The sequence below is a fragment of the Terriglobales bacterium genome (genome assembly GCA_035691485.1).
Classification (GTDB): domain Bacteria; phylum Acidobacteriota; class Terriglobia; order Terriglobales; family Acidobacteriaceae; genus JAIQGF01.
Genome location: DASSIZ010000025.1, coordinates 19681 through 36400 on the forward strand (window position 1 = coordinate 19681; position 16720 = coordinate 36400).

Annotated in this window: 18 protein-coding genes; 8 read left to right on the top strand and 10 right to left on the bottom strand. The window is 60.6% G+C overall.

Annotated elements, in window-relative coordinates; all coding sequences use genetic code 11:
• Positions 1-177 precede the first annotated feature (177 nt).
• From VFI82_03510 to VFI82_03520, 3 genes are read left to right on the top strand one after another with little or no spacing between them, the layout of a single operon-like run.
• Entirely contained in the window at positions 178-1068 is an 891-nt protein-coding gene (locus tag VFI82_03510) for a phosphoribosylaminoimidazolesuccinocarboxamide synthase (protein ID HET7183724.1), read from the top strand.
• A 24-nt stretch (positions 1069-1092) separates the two neighbouring features.
• Complete coding sequence (locus VFI82_03515; GenBank protein HET7183725.1) at positions 1093-1662, top strand: CvpA family protein; 570 nt, start codon at positions 1093-1095, stop codon at positions 1660-1662.
• A gap of 33 nt (positions 1663-1695) precedes the next feature.
• Positions 1696-1974: a helix-turn-helix domain-containing protein gene (locus VFI82_03520; GenBank protein ID HET7183726.1), complete on the top strand. Its 279-nt coding sequence runs from the start codon at positions 1696-1698 to the stop codon at positions 1972-1974.
• Between the two features lie 72 nt (positions 1975-2046).
• On the opposite strand, the gene VFI82_03525 is transcribed toward VFI82_03520, so the two are convergent.
• Positions 2047-3369, bottom strand: a complete 1323-nt coding sequence (locus tag VFI82_03525; GenBank protein HET7183727.1) for a hypothetical protein — start codon at positions 3367-3369, stop codon at positions 2047-2049.
• Positions 3370-3694: 325 nt separating this feature from the next.
• Between VFI82_03525 and VFI82_03530 the strand changes: the two genes are divergently transcribed.
• The 3 genes from VFI82_03530 (at position 3695) to VFI82_03540 (ending at position 5410) form a co-directional block, all read left to right on the top strand.
• The gene (locus VFI82_03530; protein ID HET7183728.1) at positions 3695-4423 is read left to right on the top strand and encodes an SDR family oxidoreductase; all 729 of its coding nucleotides are present in this window, start codon (positions 3695-3697) and stop codon (positions 4421-4423) included.
• Between the two features lie 168 nt (positions 4424-4591).
• Complete coding sequence (locus tag VFI82_03535; protein ID HET7183729.1) at positions 4592-4891, top strand: YtxH domain-containing protein; 300 nt, start codon at positions 4592-4594, stop codon at positions 4889-4891.
• An 18-nt stretch (positions 4892-4909) separates the two neighbouring features.
• Positions 4910-5410 carry a hypothetical protein gene (locus VFI82_03540; GenBank protein ID HET7183730.1) on the top strand — a complete coding sequence of 167 codons (501 nt, stop codon included), beginning with the start codon at positions 4910-4912 and terminating at the stop codon, positions 5408-5410.
• A 73-nt stretch (positions 5411-5483) separates the two neighbouring features.
• On the opposite strand, the gene thiO is transcribed toward VFI82_03540, so the two are convergent.
• The 3 genes from thiO to VFI82_03555 form a co-directional block, all read right to left on the bottom strand.
• Positions 5484-6557, bottom strand: coding sequence for a glycine oxidase ThiO (gene thiO, locus VFI82_03545; protein ID HET7183731.1), 1074 nt, complete (start codon positions 6555-6557; stop codon positions 5484-5486).
• 31 nt (positions 6558-6588) lie between these two features.
• Positions 6589-7296: a class D sortase gene (locus tag VFI82_03550; GenBank protein ID HET7183732.1), complete on the bottom strand. Its 708-nt coding sequence runs from the start codon at positions 7294-7296 to the stop codon at positions 6589-6591.
• Positions 7297-7470: 174 nt separating this feature from the next.
• Positions 7471-8076 (bottom strand): hypothetical protein, encoded by a 606-nt coding sequence (locus tag VFI82_03555; protein HET7183733.1) that lies wholly within the window; start codon positions 8074-8076, stop codon positions 7471-7473.
• A 392-nt stretch (positions 8077-8468) separates the two neighbouring features.
• On the opposite strand from VFI82_03555, the gene VFI82_03560 reads away from it, so the two are divergent.
• Together VFI82_03560 and VFI82_03565 are read left to right on the top strand one after the other, a co-directional pair.
• A complete protein-coding gene (locus VFI82_03560; protein ID HET7183734.1) occupies positions 8469-9302 on the top strand; it encodes a hypothetical protein in 834 nt (277 codons plus the stop codon).
• A gap of 20 nt (positions 9303-9322) precedes the next feature.
• Complete coding sequence (locus VFI82_03565; protein ID HET7183735.1) at positions 9323-9844, top strand: YetF domain-containing protein; 522 nt, start codon at positions 9323-9325, stop codon at positions 9842-9844.
• On the opposite strand, the gene VFI82_03570 is transcribed toward VFI82_03565, so the two are convergent.
• From VFI82_03570 to VFI82_03595, 6 genes are all read right to left on the bottom strand, one after another.
• Positions 9838-10359, bottom strand: a complete 522-nt coding sequence (locus tag VFI82_03570) for a sigma factor (GenBank protein HET7183736.1) — start codon at positions 10357-10359, stop codon at positions 9838-9840. The genes VFI82_03565 and VFI82_03570 overlap by 7 nt on opposite strands.
• Before the next feature lie 13 nt (positions 10360-10372).
• Entirely contained in the window at positions 10373-11260 is an 888-nt protein-coding gene (locus VFI82_03575; GenBank protein HET7183737.1) for a PP2C family protein-serine/threonine phosphatase, read from the bottom strand.
• 28 nt (positions 11261-11288) lie between these two features.
• Positions 11289-11969, bottom strand: coding sequence for a response regulator transcription factor (locus tag VFI82_03580; protein ID HET7183738.1), 681 nt, complete (start codon positions 11967-11969; stop codon positions 11289-11291).
• Positions 11969-13666, bottom strand: coding sequence for a HAMP domain-containing sensor histidine kinase (locus VFI82_03585; GenBank protein ID HET7183739.1), 1698 nt, complete (start codon positions 13664-13666; stop codon positions 11969-11971). Before VFI82_03585 ends, VFI82_03580 begins: the two co-directional genes overlap by 1 nt.
• 143 nt (positions 13667-13809) lie before the next feature.
• Positions 13810-14706, bottom strand: a complete 897-nt coding sequence (locus VFI82_03590; GenBank protein HET7183740.1) for an MBL fold metallo-hydrolase — start codon at positions 14704-14706, stop codon at positions 13810-13812.
• A 146-nt stretch (positions 14707-14852) separates the two neighbouring features.
• Positions 14853-16720: hypothetical protein (locus tag VFI82_03595; GenBank protein HET7183741.1), on the bottom strand; the 1868-nt coding region annotated here is incomplete at its 5' end.

The following is a 16720-nucleotide window of genomic DNA, read 5'->3' on the forward strand; positions in this document are numbered from 1 at the left end:
GGCCACGGACGCCGGTTTCGCGTAAACGGCTCGGCTGTCAATATTTTTCTTGGTGCTGTTCCGCGCTCCGCTTGCCATTGTGACAGGCCGTTGACAAAAAAGTTTGGTCGACTAGAATACGCGACGTTCTCTAACAATACTTTTTCTGTCGTGACCCATTCCCCACAAGACGTCCTGTTGCAGACAGACTTCCCGGACCTCGAACTCTATGCGAGCGGGAAAGTGCGCGACCTCTACCGCGTGGACAATGAGCACCTGCTGTTCGTCGCCACCGACCGTATCTCGGCGTTTGACTACGTGCTCGCCACCGGCATTCCCAACAAAGGCCGCGTGCTGACGCAGCTTTCGCTGTTCTGGTTCGACTTCCTGAAAGGCATTGTTCCCAATCACCTGGCCACCGCCGACGTGGACCGCTTCCCGCAGCATGTGCGCAAGTACAGCGGGCAACTGCGCGGACGCTCCATGCTCGTGGTGCATGCCGACATGGTTCCGGTGGAGTGCGTGGTGCGCGGATATGTCTCCGGTTCGGCCTGGAAGGAATACCGGGAAAAAGGTTCGGTGTGCGGCATCACGTTGCCGCATGGCTTGCGCGAATCCGAGAAACTGCCGCAGCCGATTTTTACCCCCGCCACCAAGGCGACCACCGGACACGACGAGAACATATCCTACGCGGAGATGAAGAAAATCGTGGGGCCGGCGCTCAGCGAGCAATTGCGCGACCTCAGCTTGCGCATCTACCAGGCGGCCGCCGACTACGCCGCCGCGCGCGGCATCATCATTGCCGACACAAAATTTGAATTCGGCCGCACCGCTGCCGGTTTGGTGCTCGCCGACGAGGTCCTGACTCCTGATTCTTCGCGATTCTGGCCCGCAGACAGGTATGTGCCGGGACGCGGCCAGGAGTCGTTCGACAAGCAGTACGTCCGTGATTACCTGGAGAAGATCCATTGGGACAAGAGGCCGCCGGCGCCATCGCTTCCGCCGGAGGTGGCCGACAATACCAGCGTGAAGTACATGGAAGCGTATCGCCGCCTGACCGGCAGGGAACTGCAGGTACAGGCGGCATGAGGAACAGTTGGCGAGAATGGCCGCATGACCGGCATTGACTGGCTGATCGTGGCCGTCATTTTGTTGTCGGCGCTGGTCGCGGCTTCCCAGGGATTGGCGTACGAAGTTTTTTCCCTGGGCGGAGTGGTGGCAGGGTATCTGCTTGCGGCTTGGGGATACGGACAGGTGGCCCCCTGGTACTCGCCGTACGTGAAGACGCCGTGGGTGGCGGATCTCTGCGGGTTTGTTACGATTTTTTTTGTGGTCGTTCTGCTGGCGGGAGCGATTGGGCGCATCGCGCGGTTCGGAATGAAAGAAGTCGGACTGCGCTGGTTCGATCGCTTGCTGGGCATGATGTTCGGGCTGGTGAGAGGGGTCTTGGTAGTGATGATTTCACTGCTCGCGGTGGCTTCGTTCTCGCCGGATTCCACGCTGCTGGCCCGCTCGCGCACCGCGCCTTATCTGCTGGTGCTGGCGCGGGCGGCGATTTGGGTGGCCCCATCGCAGGTACGGCAGCAATTTCGAGCGGGCATGAAAGCCATTGGCAACATCCGCGAGGGCGCGCCTGCAAATCGAAATGCTGCTCCCGGACCGGGCTTGGGCCCGGGTAAATAGCAACGTTCGGACGGTTATAAAAGGAGAGGTCCCGTGAAAGACCAACTGGAAGCCCTGGTCCTACAGATGTTCAAAAGCGGCATTCTCTATTCGGAAGCGGTGCGGGAATTCAAGAAGCGATTCATTCTGGCCGTGCTCCAGGAAAACCAGGGAAACCAGTGCAAAGCCGCCCGCCAGTTGGGCATGCACCGCAACACGCTCAGCCGCACCATCACCGAACTGAAGGTCGATGTCCGCAGCCTGCGCGACGGCGCTCGACGTCCTCCCCGCAGCGCGCGTCCTCTTGCTTTGGAGAAAAAGGCGGCGCGGTAGCCGTCATCGACAAAAAGAAGGGCCCAGCTTCCGCCGAGCCTTTCTGGTTTCTGTTGCTCCCGATATGCGTTTCTAGGTTCCCGGCTTTCTCCGCGCCGGAGGCTTGCGCGCCGGAGGCTTGGCAGCCTTGGGAGGCGGCCCGACGAATGCCCCGCTGGTCATGTGAATCATGAACGGGTTCGGGTCGTAGGTAGCCGGCGTGCCTTGCACTTTCGCCATGGCGCCTTCTTTCGGCACCAGCGAAGCCGCGATGGGGGATTCAAACGTCAACTCGACGTCCGCCTTGTTGTTCTGGATATCGTCAACCGTCGCGGCCAGCTGCAGCGAATTCTTGGTGGTGCTGATCACCTTGCCTTCGAACGCGATCGGCTTGCCCTTGATTGCGCTCCATACCTTGTCGGCAGCCTGCTGGTTTCCAGAAGTCAGGATGAGCTGGAATTCGTCAAACGACATCTGGTCCACCGGCTTGGTGTTGGCCAGGGTTGCCGCCTGCTCCGCGGGAGTGGGCGCCGTCTTGATGGCAAATCCGGCCGGCGGATCCTGGGTGGTCTTGGTTTGCGCCAGCAGCTGGTCCCAGCCATCATCGCCGCCGTGATAAACGGTGTACGCGCGCTTGCCGTAGGCCGTGATCTGCGCTGCTGCCGGAGTGCCAGCAGCGAGGTTGGCGGCGCGCGCGATATACCACAAGCCGCGCACGTCCTGCGGCTTCTGCTGCAAATACGCCAGCGCCAGAGGGTAAACATTGCGCAGATCGTTGGGCTGGGCCTGAGCCGCGATGGTCAGATACTTTTCTGCGTTCGCGTAGTCCTTCTGCTGCAGCGCCGCCATGCCGGCCGCTCCGGCGAAGATTACCGCCGTCTGCGTCTTTAATTTTTCCCAGTCTGCCGGCGAAAGTTCAGCCGGCTTGGGAGCAGTTTGCACTATCTGCAAGCCTTTTTGGGCGACCTGCGCTGCCTGCTGCAACGACTGCGCGGCATTAGCTCCGCCGGATTCGGCTTGTTGGCGATAGAGGTAGGTCAGCAGCGCCAGCGCTCGCAGGTTATTGGGATCGGCCTGGAGCAACCGGTTCGCGGCGTCGGTTACTTTTTGCGAATTGCCCAGTTGCTGGTAGGTGGCCATCAGCAATTCAAGCGCGCTTACCTTCACCACGCTATTGGGGTACTGCTGCAGGAAGGTTTCCAGCGCCTGCGCCTTGGTGGTGGGATCGGACTGGTTGAGCGCGGTAACGTAGGCGTTGTATTCAGCCGGGTCCTTGATGGTGGGTCCAGTGGGCGCGGCCTGTCCGGCCTGCGCGGTTTGTCCGCCCTGTGCCGACTGGGCCTGCGGGTCGGCGCTCGTCTGCGCCATGGCTACGGCGCCAAGCACCAGCACAAATAGGATGAGCGACTTCTTCATGCGATGGCTCCTTACGTCGATTCCGCGGGAAAATCAGAGACGTCTGTTCACGCACGCCAGGAAGGCGAAGATGATACGCGCCTGTAAACCTGCCGCACGCCCGGACCCGAACGGCAAATTCCTACTACCGCCAGCCATGGTTCTGCTTCTAAAGAGCAGAATGCACAAGGCAAGGGATTATAAGAATGTACCTCGTCCAAGGCAAGTTGCGTTTCGATTAAAGATTTTCCCGCCTGATTTGATGCGGGTTTCCTAGCTGCTGGATGCTTTGCGGCATGCGCCGGCGCTCCTGAAAACGGCCACTGGCGCGGAGAAGAGGCTCGGCATGACGGATCACGGCACCTTACTACTGCGCGACCAAATCGCCGTCGTTACCGGCGGCGGTCGCGGGATAGGGCTTGCAATCTCCATGCGCCTGGCGGAAATGGGCGCCAACACCATCTTGTGCGGCCGGTCGCAGGCGACCCTGGATTCCGCGTCGCAACAGATTCGCTCAGCCGGCGGGCAATGCGAGGCAATGGTTTGCGATGTCGCCGACCTTTCCTCCGTGGAAACCCTTGCGGCGCGCGTTCAGAAGACATTTGGCCGCGCCGACATCCTGGTGAACAACGCCGGCGTCGGCGATTTCAGCCGCCCCCTGCACCAGCTTCCGCCCGGCGACTGGGAGCGAATCCTCAACACCAACTTACGCGGCGTGTTCTACACCATCCGCGCCTTCGCTCCCATGATGATCAGTGCCGGGCAGGGCGATATCATCAACATCTCCTCGATCGCCAGCAAAAACCCTCTGCCAAACGGCGCCGCTTACGCGGCTTCGAAATGGGGCCTGAACGGACTGAGCTATTCGGTGGCGGAAGAGCTACGCCGGTACAACATCCGCGTGTCCGTGGTTTGCCCCGGCAGCACGCAATCCGAGCTCAGTCCGCACGAGGGCAGGGACGCAGGCAAAATGCTGCGTCCGACGGATGTTGCGCACGTCGTTGCCATGATCGTGACACAGGCGCCGCACTCGTATGCCAGCGAGATCGTACTGCGCCCAACGCAGAAACCGTGAGAATGAATGAAGAATGCAGAATGGAGAATGAACAATGAGTCCGCACAGGCACCATTTGCCCGATTCTGCATTCTTATTTTGTCTACATTGGACATGTCCCTTTGCTCCTTGCCGCGTGATTGCCACGGGTGCTAACATCGCCAACTTCAGGAATAGTCTGGAGGTTTTATGTCGGACAATGACGGAAATGGCTTCCTCTGGTTCCTAACCGGTCTTGGCATCGGCGCTGCACTGGGCGTGCTCTACGCTCCGAAATCCGGCCGCGAAACGCGCGAAGTCCTGGTCAGACAGGCCGAAGAAGGACGCAATCTGGTGATGGAACGCGCGCAGCGCGCCAAGGAGCAGGCCAACCAGTGGGTGGACAAAGGCCGAGATGTGATCAGTCAGCAGAAGGAGCAGTTCAAGTCGGCTTACGAAGCGGGACGCCAGGCCTATCGCGAAGCCACCGAAGGAGAAAGCAAGGCGTAAGCGCGCCGGCGATCAATCATGGAAACGCGCTTTACAGTCCTGCTCGTTGAAATCGGCGTAGCGCTGGCGTTGCAGCTCGGGATCCTGCTCGCCATCCTGGCCACGGTGAAGAAGAGTTCCGCGCGCATGCAGTCGCTTGCCGAGGAAGTGCAGCGGCGTGCCCTGCCCACGCTGGAAGCCGCGCAGTCCTTGATTCAGACCACCAAGCCGAAAATCGAGGAACTGGTGGCCGACGCCGCCGCTTCCACTGCCACGATCAGGGCGCAGGTGGAACGTCTGGACGCAACCGTTTCCGATGTCATCGATCGCACGCGCCTACACGTCATACGCGCGGACGAAATCGTTACCCGGACGATGGACCGCGTGGAAGAAACAACCGACATCGTGCATCACACGGTGATTTCGCCAGTGCGCCAGATCGCCGCCGTGGTCCAGGGCTTCACCGCCGGCCTGGGCACGCTGATGGGCCGCCGCGCCCGCAATCACTCCGGACAACCGCAGGACGAGATGTTCATTTAAAGTGAAAAGTGAAATCGGGTAATTGAGGAAAGTAGAAGGTAAATTGATCTGTCTTACTTTTTACTTTATCCAATTACCCGATTCCCCTTTTTGTGAACCTGCCCGGCGAATACGCGCTGAGTTCGAACTCCGGCGGTAAGCCGCGAATCACCTGGGTCATCACTAGGGCGGTTACCGGCGCGAGCAGGATCCCATTGCGATAGTGCCCGGTCGCCACGAAGTACCCGTCGGTTTCGCCGCGTCCCAGGATTGGCAAGCCGTCCGGGGTGCCGGGCCGCAGTCCAGCCCATGCCTCCAGCATGCGTGCTTCGCCCAATTCGGGCACCAGTTCAGCGGCTTTCTGATGCAGGCGCTGGACCGTGTCCGGGATTACCCGCTTGTCGAAGCCGGCTTCTTCTGTCGTCGATCCAACCAGAATTCGCCCATCGCTGCGCGGTACCAGGTAAACTTCCGGGCCGCGCACCACGTGATGCAGCAGGTCTCGTCGCGGCGCAATCAATGCCAGCATCTGGCCTTTAACCGGCCTGGTCGGAATGCGCACGCCGCCGGCAAGCTCGGCGGCCCACGCGCCACAGCAATTCACTACCACAGGCGCATGGAAGGCGGTCTTGGCGGTTTTCACGCCCTCCACGACAGCATTGCTCATCATCAGCTCGGTGGCCGGGGTTCCCGAAGAGACGTCGATGTCTCGATGTTTTGCCGCTTTCAATAAAGCCGTCGTCAGCGCCCTAGGATCGACGCTTCTCTCTTGCAGCAGCACCGCGACGCCGGTATAAGCCAGGCAGGGTTCCAGCGACTTGAGTTGGTCGCCTTCAGTCATACCCGCCGCGATCGTACCCAAGGCAAAGTTCGACTCAGGAAAATAAATCGTTCCCGACTCGCGCAAGTCCACGTTCACGCCGGACTCGTCCTGCAGTTGGTGAACGAACTCCGGATACATCAGGGCGCTAGCCACTGCGAGCGGACGCAACGCTTCGGGCGTATGCGGATCCAGATCGGCCAGCATACCGGCCGCGGCATATGATGCTTCCCGCGCCGGTTCGGCGCGCTCCACTACCAGCACCTTGGCCCCATGCCGGCGCAGCGACAACGCCAGCGACATCCCGATGATCCCGCCGCCAACAATGATTGCGTCCCAGGTCTTCACGAAGGCATTTTAGACCGGTGCCCGGAAGGAACTATTGCGCGGTGCTCGCCCGCACCGCGTCCGGCTGTTCGCCGATAAGCTTGGAAAAGACTACCAGGCGTTTTGGCGCCGGGCCGATGTAGTAAGTCGGGTAGCATGTGATCAGGGTCAACTCGCTGTCCTTGGCCGGGCGGACCACCGACATGTCGTCGGGTTCGACGATCTTCTTGCCCACCACCTGGTAGCGGAAAGTCTTGCCCTCGCGCTGCACCATGACAATGTCGCCCTTTTCGAGTTCATGAATGTGGCGGAAGAATGTATCGCGATGACCGGTGATCACAGAATTTCCGGTCTCTCCCGGGGCGGGCGTTTCTTTCATGTGACCAGGGCCCAGTAACAGTGACCGGTAGGTGGTGCCTTCCACTACCACCGAGTCGAGGTCGATCTTGGGGACGGAAAGCCGGGTCAACCCGTCTTGAGTGACTGTCGTTGAGGCTGGGTTCGCCACGGCAGCGTGTGGCGCCTGCTGCTGTTGCTCCCATGCCCGCGCCAGCTGATGCTGCTCATAAAACATCTCCCCGTACTGCCCACCCACGTAGCCGAGAAGCACCGCGCCCACAATCACCAGCATGGGCGAAATCGCCTGCCGCAAGTTTCGGTCCTTGCGGAACTCTCGCGCGTGCTGCACTCCAGCACGCAGAAAGGCACGGAATCTGTCCATGGAGCGTCGTGCGATGTTCTGCCAGAACTGCAGGTCCACATTGATCAAGCGCGCGTTCTCCGGCGTAAATGGATTGCAAGTGAATCGGGGCCTGTCTGTGTAAGATGCCCAAATCCAGCATCTCGGAACCCGGGGACCTCAATCGGGATGGCTGGAAGCGGCAAAAAGAGAGACACGGTTGCCCGTGCCTCAGCACGCCAATAGAAACCGGAGCTACCGCGGCCTGGTCTTCATCGCCGAAGCAATTCCGCCCAGCAGTACGCCAAAACCGATAACCGAAAGCAGCGGGAGCGCCCCGGCAGCCGACGGCGGTTCGTCATCGGTGGATTGATCCTTGGGTTGCTCCACCCGGAAAGCGGCTTGAATCATGCTCGGGCTGTGATGCCGCAGAGCGATCGCCGCACCCGGAGTGGGCCCCGGTTGTACCACGACAAAGGGCACTTCGCTGCTCGCTCCCGCAATGGGGGTCCCATTGGCGTCCACCAGTTGCACCACAACCGTATGCGCTCCCGGCGTCAGTCCGGTAAACGTGTAGCTCGTCGAGTTGGTTGTGACTGGATCCCGGCTGTCGAGCTTCACCCGGAAAGTCGGCACGCCGGCAGCCGAGGCTCCGCCGTTGGTAAGTTCAAATTGCACGTCGACGGACGTCTGTTGCACGTGCGCGCCCGGCTTCGGCGAGGTGATCCTAAGCACATTGCCAGTAGGCGTTCCCCCCTGGCCAGCCCCCTGGCTCGGGGCAATCCCGGCATTTTGCGCGTACACCTGGACCGGCAACAGCGCCACGGATACAAGTAAGACCCTAATGATGGTTGATTTCACTTCGCTCCCCCCAAGTTATCCACCCTAGATAAAGTGAAAATTTATGCTTCAACGTAGTCCCCACCTGCCAACAGTTGGAAGTTCCCGCCCCGCTTCTCTGTCGGCCAGCTCTGCCGGATATTACGGCGCTGGGCCTAAGAGGATGTGTGTCTTACGTGGCGGCACTCTATTGCCGTCTATCCAGGGGTACTTCTGCTGCTGATGAGGTGTGCAATTGTCAAACCAAAGCAGCACCTTAACCCGCTGTTTTTCTTCAGTTCACCTGACGATGCCGGGCTTAACCACATATCTGTCCGGAGCGTCCCGGAACTCAGAACTCGAGAACGTGTTCATTGACAGTGCAGGGCTTCTGCTTAACAATTACTCATCCTTCAACTCAGGTCAGGAGAATTATGTCCGAAGAACATGATGACCAAGGTGTAAGCACCGGCTCAGGCGGCAACTTGCTGCGCTATGTGCTGCTGGCAGTCGCGATGGTTTATGTGATCGCTTCGCTTTATTTCATTGTCGATTCGCGCGGGCGCATCGACAAGCTGGAAGCGGGGCAGACCGCGGCTAAGGCCGAGAACGCGCAACTGCTGAAGCGTCTTGGCATTGCTGAATCCAGCCTGAAGGCAGAAACGCAGGTTCTGGCGGAAAAAGTTGGCTTGACCCAGAAGGAAATCGCCTCGCGCTCCGCCGCTCTGCAGCGGGAGCAGAGACAGGCCGAGCAGCGCATCACCGAGCAGACCCAGAAACAGGTCGGCGCTGTCAGTGGGGAAGTGGCTGGTGTCAGGACCGATCTTGGCGGGGCCAAGAGCGACATCGCCGCCACCAGGACTGAGTTGGAAGCGACCAAGTCGAAGCTGGAGCGCGTCATGGGCGACCTCAACGTGCAGAGCGGCCTGATCGCGCACACCCGCGACGATCTGGAGGTCTTGAAGCATCGCGGCGACCGCAATATTTACGAATTCTCATTGCAGAAGGGCGGCCGGCCGACGCCGGTTTCCACCGTCAGCCTGCAGCTCAAGAAGGTGGACGGCAAGAAAGGCAAGTTCACCCTGAACGTCATGGCCGACGATCGCACCATCGAGAAAAAAGATCGCACCTTGTTCGAACCGCTGCAGTTCTATACCGGGCGTGACCGCAACCTGTACGAGGTTGTGGTGATGTCGGCGGACAAGAACAAAATCACCGGGTACCTGAGTGCGCCCAAAGGAGCGCCCGTTCCGACTGTGCAGCAATAGAGGTGTGGTCGTACTCTCTCATGTACCCAGGCGGCGTCGTTCTCGTACAGATCGTGGTTCGCACGCTGGTCATCTACCTCGTCGTGCTGCTCGGCGTTCGGCTGAGCGGCAAGCGCGAGGTCGGCCAGATGACGCCCTTCGATCTCACCCTGCTCCTGTTGATCAGCAATTCGGTGCAGAACGCCATGACCGGTCCCGACACCTCGCTGCTCGGTGGCGTGGCCGCGGCGGTCACCTTGTTGGTGGTCAACTACATTGTCGCGGAAGTCTCCGGCTTGAATCGCCGTTTTCGCCGCCTCATCCAGGGTTCGCCGTCGCTGCTGGTGCACAACGGTGAAGTGATTGCTCCCCACATGGCGCGCGAGCACGTGTCGAATGACGAATTAATGCGCGCCCTCCGGGAGCACGGCATCTGTAATGTGACAGATGTTGCCCTCGCTGTGCTCGAGGTCGATGGCTCCATCAGTTGTTTGAAATACGACGATGTCCCAGCCGGCGCGCAGCCTCACAAGCGGTTGAAGTTCCTGCACAGAAATCAGTAATTGCGCTTGGAATCCGCCTGCAGCTTGCCAACCGCGCGGCTGAAGGTGCGGGCAATGGCCTCTTCGGAATCGTACAGGATCATGGCGACGGTTCGCAGCGCGAGGCGCTCGGCCGACTTGAGGGTGAACACCAGCCGTTCGCGGTCCGACAACGCCGGAAACTGCCGGTCTGACTTCAGGCCTGGAGTTCCCACGGTGTCCGGGGTCCGTTGCAGCCACTGCTCGGCCGCGATCTGATACAGCCAAACGTACACCGACTCTGTCTTGCGGCGCGGCAGGTTGCGATACGCAGCCAGGAAGACGGCGCGGCACAGATCGAGCGCCTCGGTCTCACACTCCGTCAGGTGAAGGAGCAGCGACAGGATTGCGCGGTCGTAACGCGAGGAAAGCACTTCGAACGCGGACACGCTTCCCATCTCTGCTTCTCCCACCAGCGCCAGGTCATCATCCCCGGCGACAAAGGAGCCTGCTGCGGGCGGGCACGCGGCCGCGCGAATTGAGCTTCGGGACGACATGCGTTGTTCTCAACTACTGGCGTCGATCTTTTGCTGGTCGAATCACCAGCACGCTGACATCGTCCTGTCGTGTCGTGTCGCCGGCAAAATCCTGCACCGCACCGAGAATGGAAAACAAAATTGCCCGCGCCGAATCGTCGGCGTGCTTTCGCGCCTGGGTGATGACGCGCGTGTACCCGAAGTCTTCGTCCTTTTCGTTGTGACACTCGAGGACCCCGTCAGAGCATCCCAGCAGTAAGTCGCCCGCGCCAAGCTCGACGCGCCCGGATTCGTAGGTGGCGCCGCTCAATACGCCGAGCAGCGGGCCGCCGACTTCGAGCCGCTCTACTTGACCGTCGCGACGCACTGCCAGCGGTGACGGATGCCCGGCATTGCAGTATTCGATTGGCCGCGCTGAGGAATCAATCGCCAGCAGGACCATCGCAGTCAGTGGTGGCGATGGTTGCAGCCCGCACAGGTCGCGGTTGACCCTGGTCATGACCGAGGCGACATTCATATCCGCGAGCGCATGACAGCGAATCAGGCTCACCAAGTGCGTAAACCACATGGCCGCTGCCAGTCCCTTGCCTTCGATGTCGCCGAGTGCGATCCAGACTTGCTCTTTAATTTCGATCGTGGTGATGAAGTCGCCCGCGAGGTGGCGGATAGGGAAAACTTCGCTGGCGATTTCAAAGCCGGCGCGCTCGACGTGTCGCGCCCCGCTCAACCGGCGCTGGACCTGCGCCGCCTCGAACAATTCCTGGTAGACCTGCCGCCGGTCCTGTTCCAGCGCCGCCACCTGCACTTCCAAAGCTTCGGCGCTTACTTTGCGGACGCGTTTGCTTTCTCGCGGCGCGACCGTGTTCAGCGCGATGGCCAACGGTTCCGCCTGCATCCGCTGCTGGATCCTGCTGGTTGCCATAAGTTGTCTCCAGCGTGCCTTTCACGCGTCAGCCGACAAACTTGTATCCGACACCATGCACGGTGAGGAAGTATTGCGGTTGCTCGGGATTCGGCTCCAACTTTTGCCGCAGCCGAACGATGTGAGCGTCCACGGTGCGAGTGGTCGGAAACCGCTCGTACCCCCAGACGTCGCTGAGCAGGCGATCCCGGCTCAGGGTTTCTCCGCTGTGGCTGATGAAATACTTCAGCAGCTCGAATTCTTTCGCCGAGATGTCCAGCATCTTGCCCCGGCGGCTGACGCGGCAGCTCTTCAGGTCCACCGACACGTCCGAGAACCCCACGCGATCACCGTTGTGGCTGCCGTGCTGCACGCGCCGCAGCACGGCCTTGGTGCGCGCGATCAGTTCGCGGATGGAAAACGGTTTGGTGACGTAATCATCGGCGCCCAATTCCAGGCCGACGACCTTGTCCACCTCTTGCCCGCGCGCGGTGAGCATGATGATCGGCACCGACGGCCGCTTCACCTTGAGCTGCTTGCAGACGTCGAGGCCGCTCATCTTGGGCATCATGACGTCCAGCAGCACCAGGTCAGGCGAGTCTTTCAAGGCTCGCTCCAGGCCCTCGACCCCGTCATAGGCGGTAAGGACCTCATAACCTTCAAACTCAAAATTGTCGCGCAGGCCGGCGACCATGCTGGGCTCGTCTTCGATGATCAGGACCTTCGTCATCACGCCACCCCCACGCCCTGGCTGATATCAGGTTTGCTGTTCTGCACCACCGCGACCGGAGGCTGCACCGGCAGCAGCAGGCTGAACTTGCTGCCCTTGCCGGGCACACTCTCCACCTCGACATTGCCCCCGTGCGCATGGGCGATGTGCCGCACCAGGCACAGCCCCAGGCCGCTCCCCTTGGTGTTGTGCACCAGTGGGTCGCAAACGCGGTAGAACTTTTCAAAAATCTTCGAGTGCTCTTCGCGCGCGATCCCGATTCCGTGGTCCACCACTTCCAGCTTCACCGAGCCGTTGCTGCGTTGCAGGTTCACGCCCAGGTAACGGTCGTCGGAGGAGTACTTGATGGCGTTGTTCACCAGGTTCAGCAGCGAGCGCGCAATCGCCTCCCGGTCCACCATCACGGGCGGAATATCGTCCGCGATCTTTTCTTCGAAGCGGAATCCCTGCTGCTCGATCTGGTAGCGATACGCTTCCAGCGTTGTCCGCACCAGCTCCGGCAAGTTGGTCTCGCGGAAGTCGTACTCCTTGCGGCCCGCCTCGATGCGCGAGAAATCCAAAATGTTATTGATCAGGGCCGTCAGCCGCTCGCTTTCCTTGCGGATGGTGCAGTAATAATCCTGCTGCTTGTCCTTTTGCGGCACTCGCCCCAGTTCCAGCGTCTCGGCGTACAAACGGATCAACGCCAGCGGCGTGCGCAGCTCATGGGAAACGTTGGAAACGAAGTCGGACTTGATCTTCGCCAGCTCCATTTCCTTGCGCACCCCGCGATAAGTGAACACCATGCCGGCTGCCAGCAGCAGCGACAAACCGCCCAAGACCAGGAAACTGGTACGCAGGAACTTCTGCCCGATCGCCTCCACCGTGGTGCCCTTGAACTTCATTGCCAGCATCAGCCCCGGGAAACCGGCTTCGAGTTTGCGCTCCATTTCCGGCATGCCGCCGTCCCAATCCGAGCAGGTCGCCATCGCCGGTTCCTTGGGCGCGTGAATCATCATCACCGCCTCCGAGTGGCCGTTGTTGTTGCTGCGCGACTCGTATTCGCTCTCGGCCATCATCGTGTTCATCATCTCGGGAAAAAACTTGCCCTGCAGGAACTCGGGATCGAACACCACTCCGCCGATGCCCGCTTTGTTTTCTTTCAGCGGAAAGAAAACTACCGCCTGGTAGACGCCCTTTCCATTGCGGTTGATCCACTCGCCTGACGGCAAATAGGGACGCTCGCCCTTGCTCGCCAGCTTTTCCATTTTTTCAACCAGGCCTCCGCCTTCCATGTCGAACCAGCCCGTGATCATGGCACCCAGCTTTTCTCCCTCGACCTTGACCTCGGGGATTTCGGCGTAGCGGGACTGCGAGCGCACCACCGTTCCTTTTCCCTTACTCCAGGCGAACACGTGCGAGAATTCAGCATGCTGGTCGAGAAGCGCCTGCAGCCGCGAGCCGGCATCGGAATCGTACGGGCAAGGCACTTTCTCCTGGACCACCTCCACCATGTCGTATGCCTTGCGAGCCATGCGTTTTTCCGTGATCGCCATCATGTGCTGGAAATCCCGCTGGATCGCGGCCTCGATCGCACGGTCGCGCTGGATCGAACGCAGGTGCAGGACGCTGAACCCGATCAGCGCCGCGGCCGGAAACACTACGAATCCAAGTGTCACCAGCAGTCTGAACCGTTCGTTTTTCCCTCGCATCGCCATTCGCTACCTCCGGGCATCTATCACGGGACAGCCGACAACATAGCCAATTGCTCCCCGCCGTGTGTCAAATGGGGGTAAAAATTCGTAAAAAGTTGTGAATTCGCAAGCGCTTAGCCCCCCACACTGCCGATAAGAACGCGCCATCAGAACCTCATAAGATCCTTGCCGGCGACGACTTCGCCGTCGAAGACCTTCTTCGCTCGTCGGACGATCTCGCCCGCGCCTTCGGGAGGAATGATGTGCGTGAATAGAATCTTCTTAACGCCGGCTTTGGAGGCCAGTTCTCCCGCCTGCTCCGGCGTGCAGTGATACCGTTTCAGCCGCTCCGCTGACTCCGGCTTTCGCACCCGGTCAAAGTACTCCGGAAGATAGGCCTCACTCACCAGCACGTCCGCGCCCTTCACCGCGCGCACCGTGTCCTCGTGCGGGTGGTAATCGCCGCTGAAAACGATCACGCGCCCATGCGATTCGAACCGGTAGCCGAACGCCGGGATTACCGGCGCATGATCGACCGTGAAAGCAATGATCTTCACCTCGCCATCGTCGTACACAACACCCGGTTGGATGACGTGCGTGCTGATCTCAGCCCCAGCGCCGGGAAGCATCTCAGTCAAGTCGCGGCGGATGTGGATGTCCTCGGCCAAGAATTGCTTCATGCCGTCGGCGAGCTCCGCGACACCTTTTGGACCGTAAAGTTCGAGTGGCCTGCTGCGGCCCATGATCCATGTGGTGGTGAACAGGTCGGGCAAGTCCGCCGTGTGATCAGAATGCAGGTGCGTGAGAAAGACGGCGTCGATACGCGACGGTCGCCTCTGCAGCGCCGCCAAACGCATGGTGACTCCCCGCCCGGTATCTACAATGAACACCTTCTCACCCACAAGCACCGCATTGGCGGGTCCCGCGCGTTCGGGATCAGGCGCCGGGAATCCCGTCCCCAGCAGTATCCCCTGCATCACCACCGAGGCTTGGGGCGCTGATTGCGCCTCGCTTATGCCAACCGCAAGTACGAGCACACAAAGAACAGCAATCTGTAATCGCATGCGCTCCTTCTTGCCTGAGGCCCTGTTCCACTCGGGCGAGTTTGCAACTAACGACCGGGTGATAGGGACAGAACACCAGGTGTATCGGGCCGGAAGTCATTTCGGGGTCGCGCGACGACCCAAGAATACAGAGAACGACGGACAACTTACGGTCCGACCGCCGAGATAGCTCTTTCGCCGCCCCGTTCTGCCGCCAATCTCCACGCCAATAACGGCCACAGCATCAGCGCCACTGCCGCTAAGGCGACAATCACCCCGTTCACCTTGAAATACGTATTTGGCTGCTTCGCAAGTTCCACTGCAGTCGCCACCAATCCAGGCAAAGCGGCGATCAGGAAATAAGCTAGGGTATTGAAGCGTACCAAGCCTCTTACTCCGGCCCATACAACGCCTAGCAGCACAACTTGGATCACCAGGCGCTTCACGAAATCCGCCGGGCTGCCCCAGTCACCCACCAGGGCCGCCGCCCCGCCCACCAGCAGTGCCGACTGCATCCAGCGCTTTCGCAGGTAGCAGGCAATAAAACCGGTTATCAAACCAACCGCGCCGGTGACCAGGATTCCAGTGCTCAGTGCGTGCCCGAGTGCGCTCGCCGCCGGCGCAAAACCATCCAGGCGTGACGGCACCGTTGCCGGGAAAGAGCGCATCATCGTGGGCAACGCGCGCGACGCAAGTTGCGCCAGCCGCTGCAGTCCGGCCAAGGCCGCCGTTCCGCCCAGGGCGATGACGAGCGCGTCGCGGTAGTACGTGGCGGGCATGCCGCTCCATGCCGAGAGCCTCTCCTCGCCATAGCTCCGCGCCAAGAAAAACCATGCCAGTCCCAACAGGAAGTACGCCAACGTATACGACAGAAGAGTCGCGAGAAACAGCGACACGCCGGAGATCGCCTCGAAGGTGCGCAACGGGATCGCGGTGGGGTAATTCGCCAACAACTGTGGGATGCCGGTGATCGTCACCAGCGCGGTCCCAGCCAGCGCCACCAGCGCCCACTTCGACAGGCGCTTCCACGGCACCGTCTGCCGCTGCAGGTTTCTGAAAAACAAGACCAGCGCGCTCACCGCGAGGGCGGCGATTAACAGGATCTGCCACACCAACTGCAGCACCCGCGCCAGGGTGCGCTTCTGCTGGTCCCGCTCCCACTGCTCGGGAATCTTGAAGAAGACCCGGTAGCCGGAGACTTCGTTGCCCTGGACTTTCAGTTCCATGCGCACGTACGCCGCATCCGCGCTTGAGCCCGCTGCCGCTTGCTTTTCCTCCCACACGAAACGGTGATCGGTGCGTGCCGGACGCGCATCGGCCGAGGAATCCACCAGCTTCCATTTTTCCAAGTCCACTTGTTTCTTCTCGCGCAGATACTTCTCGGCTAGAGCCTGCGCTTCCTCGCGCGACAGCTTTGCGCCGAACGCTTTTTCTTCCAGGGTGTGGTGAACCGCGTGCACGGCGCCGTCCGGACGCAGCACGACCGCGTACTCATCCTGCTCACCGTCGCGGAAGTAGCGCACCCGCCACAACGCGAGCGGCACCTTGTCCTGATACAAACGGTCCACTCCTGCTGTCCCCAGCCTGCGGCGGAGAAATTCGTTGGCGTACGGATTCGAGCGATCGACCAGGGTGGCGACGCGATGATATCGTTCCGGATGGACGCCACGGGCGCGCAGTTCCGTGTCGCCACGCTCCGCCGCCTGCGCGGCATTGACGCGGAAGCGCAGGAAAGCGCCAATCTGCGGCGGATGAGTCAGGATCACCAGCAGCAATCCAGCGATGCCGCATCCTATAAGCAGTTGGATACGCGACGCGGTGAGCGCCTCGACCGCGGAAGTTGCGTGCGCAACTGGAGCCTCGACTTCAGCAGTGGATTCCCTCAGCGGTTCGACGCGGTTTAATAGCGGTTCATCAGGCTCAAACCCTCGCCGCGCCAGGTAGAAGCCCCCGGAGATGATCAATGGAACCAGTGCGCCCGCCGCCACCAGCGCGCCCGAGGCGCGGAAGTACGCATTTCCGGAACGCAGAAGAA

What these genes read in the sequence shown, in the direction of transcription:
- VFI82_03515 (HET7183725.1), top strand. Translation starts at nt 1,093, where the DNA reads ATGACCGGCATTGACTGGCTGATCGTGGCCGTCATTTTGTTGTCGGCG.
- VFI82_03525 (HET7183727.1), bottom strand. Translation starts at nt 3,369, where the DNA reads ATGAAGAAGTCGCTCATCCTATTTGTGCTGGTGCTTGGCGCCGTAGCC.
- VFI82_03530 (HET7183728.1), top strand. Translation starts at nt 3,695, where the DNA reads ATGACGGATCACGGCACCTTACTACTGCGCGACCAAATCGCCGTCGTT.
- VFI82_03535 (HET7183729.1), top strand. Translation starts at nt 4,592, where the DNA reads ATGTCGGACAATGACGGAAATGGCTTCCTCTGGTTCCTAACCGGTCTT.
- VFI82_03540 (HET7183730.1), top strand. Translation starts at nt 4,910, where the DNA reads ATGGAAACGCGCTTTACAGTCCTGCTCGTTGAAATCGGCGTAGCGCTG.
- VFI82_03560 (HET7183734.1), top strand. Translation starts at nt 8,469, where the DNA reads ATGTCCGAAGAACATGATGACCAAGGTGTAAGCACCGGCTCAGGCGGC.
- VFI82_03565 (HET7183735.1), top strand. Translation starts at nt 9,323, where the DNA reads ATGTACCCAGGCGGCGTCGTTCTCGTACAGATCGTGGTTCGCACGCTG.
- VFI82_03570 (HET7183736.1), bottom strand. Translation starts at nt 10,359, where the DNA reads ATGTCGTCCCGAAGCTCAATTCGCGCGGCCGCGTGCCCGCCCGCAGCA.
- VFI82_03575 (HET7183737.1), bottom strand. Translation starts at nt 11,260, where the DNA reads ATGGCAACCAGCAGGATCCAGCAGCGGATGCAGGCGGAACCGTTGGCC.
- VFI82_03580 (HET7183738.1), bottom strand. Translation starts at nt 11,969, where the DNA reads ATGACGAAGGTCCTGATCATCGAAGACGAGCCCAGCATGGTCGCCGGC.
- VFI82_03585 (HET7183739.1), bottom strand. Translation starts at nt 13,666, where the DNA reads ATGGCGATGCGAGGGAAAAACGAACGGTTCAGACTGCTGGTGACACTT.
- VFI82_03590 (HET7183740.1), bottom strand. Translation starts at nt 14,706, where the DNA reads ATGCGATTACAGATTGCTGTTCTTTGTGTGCTCGTACTTGCGGTTGGC.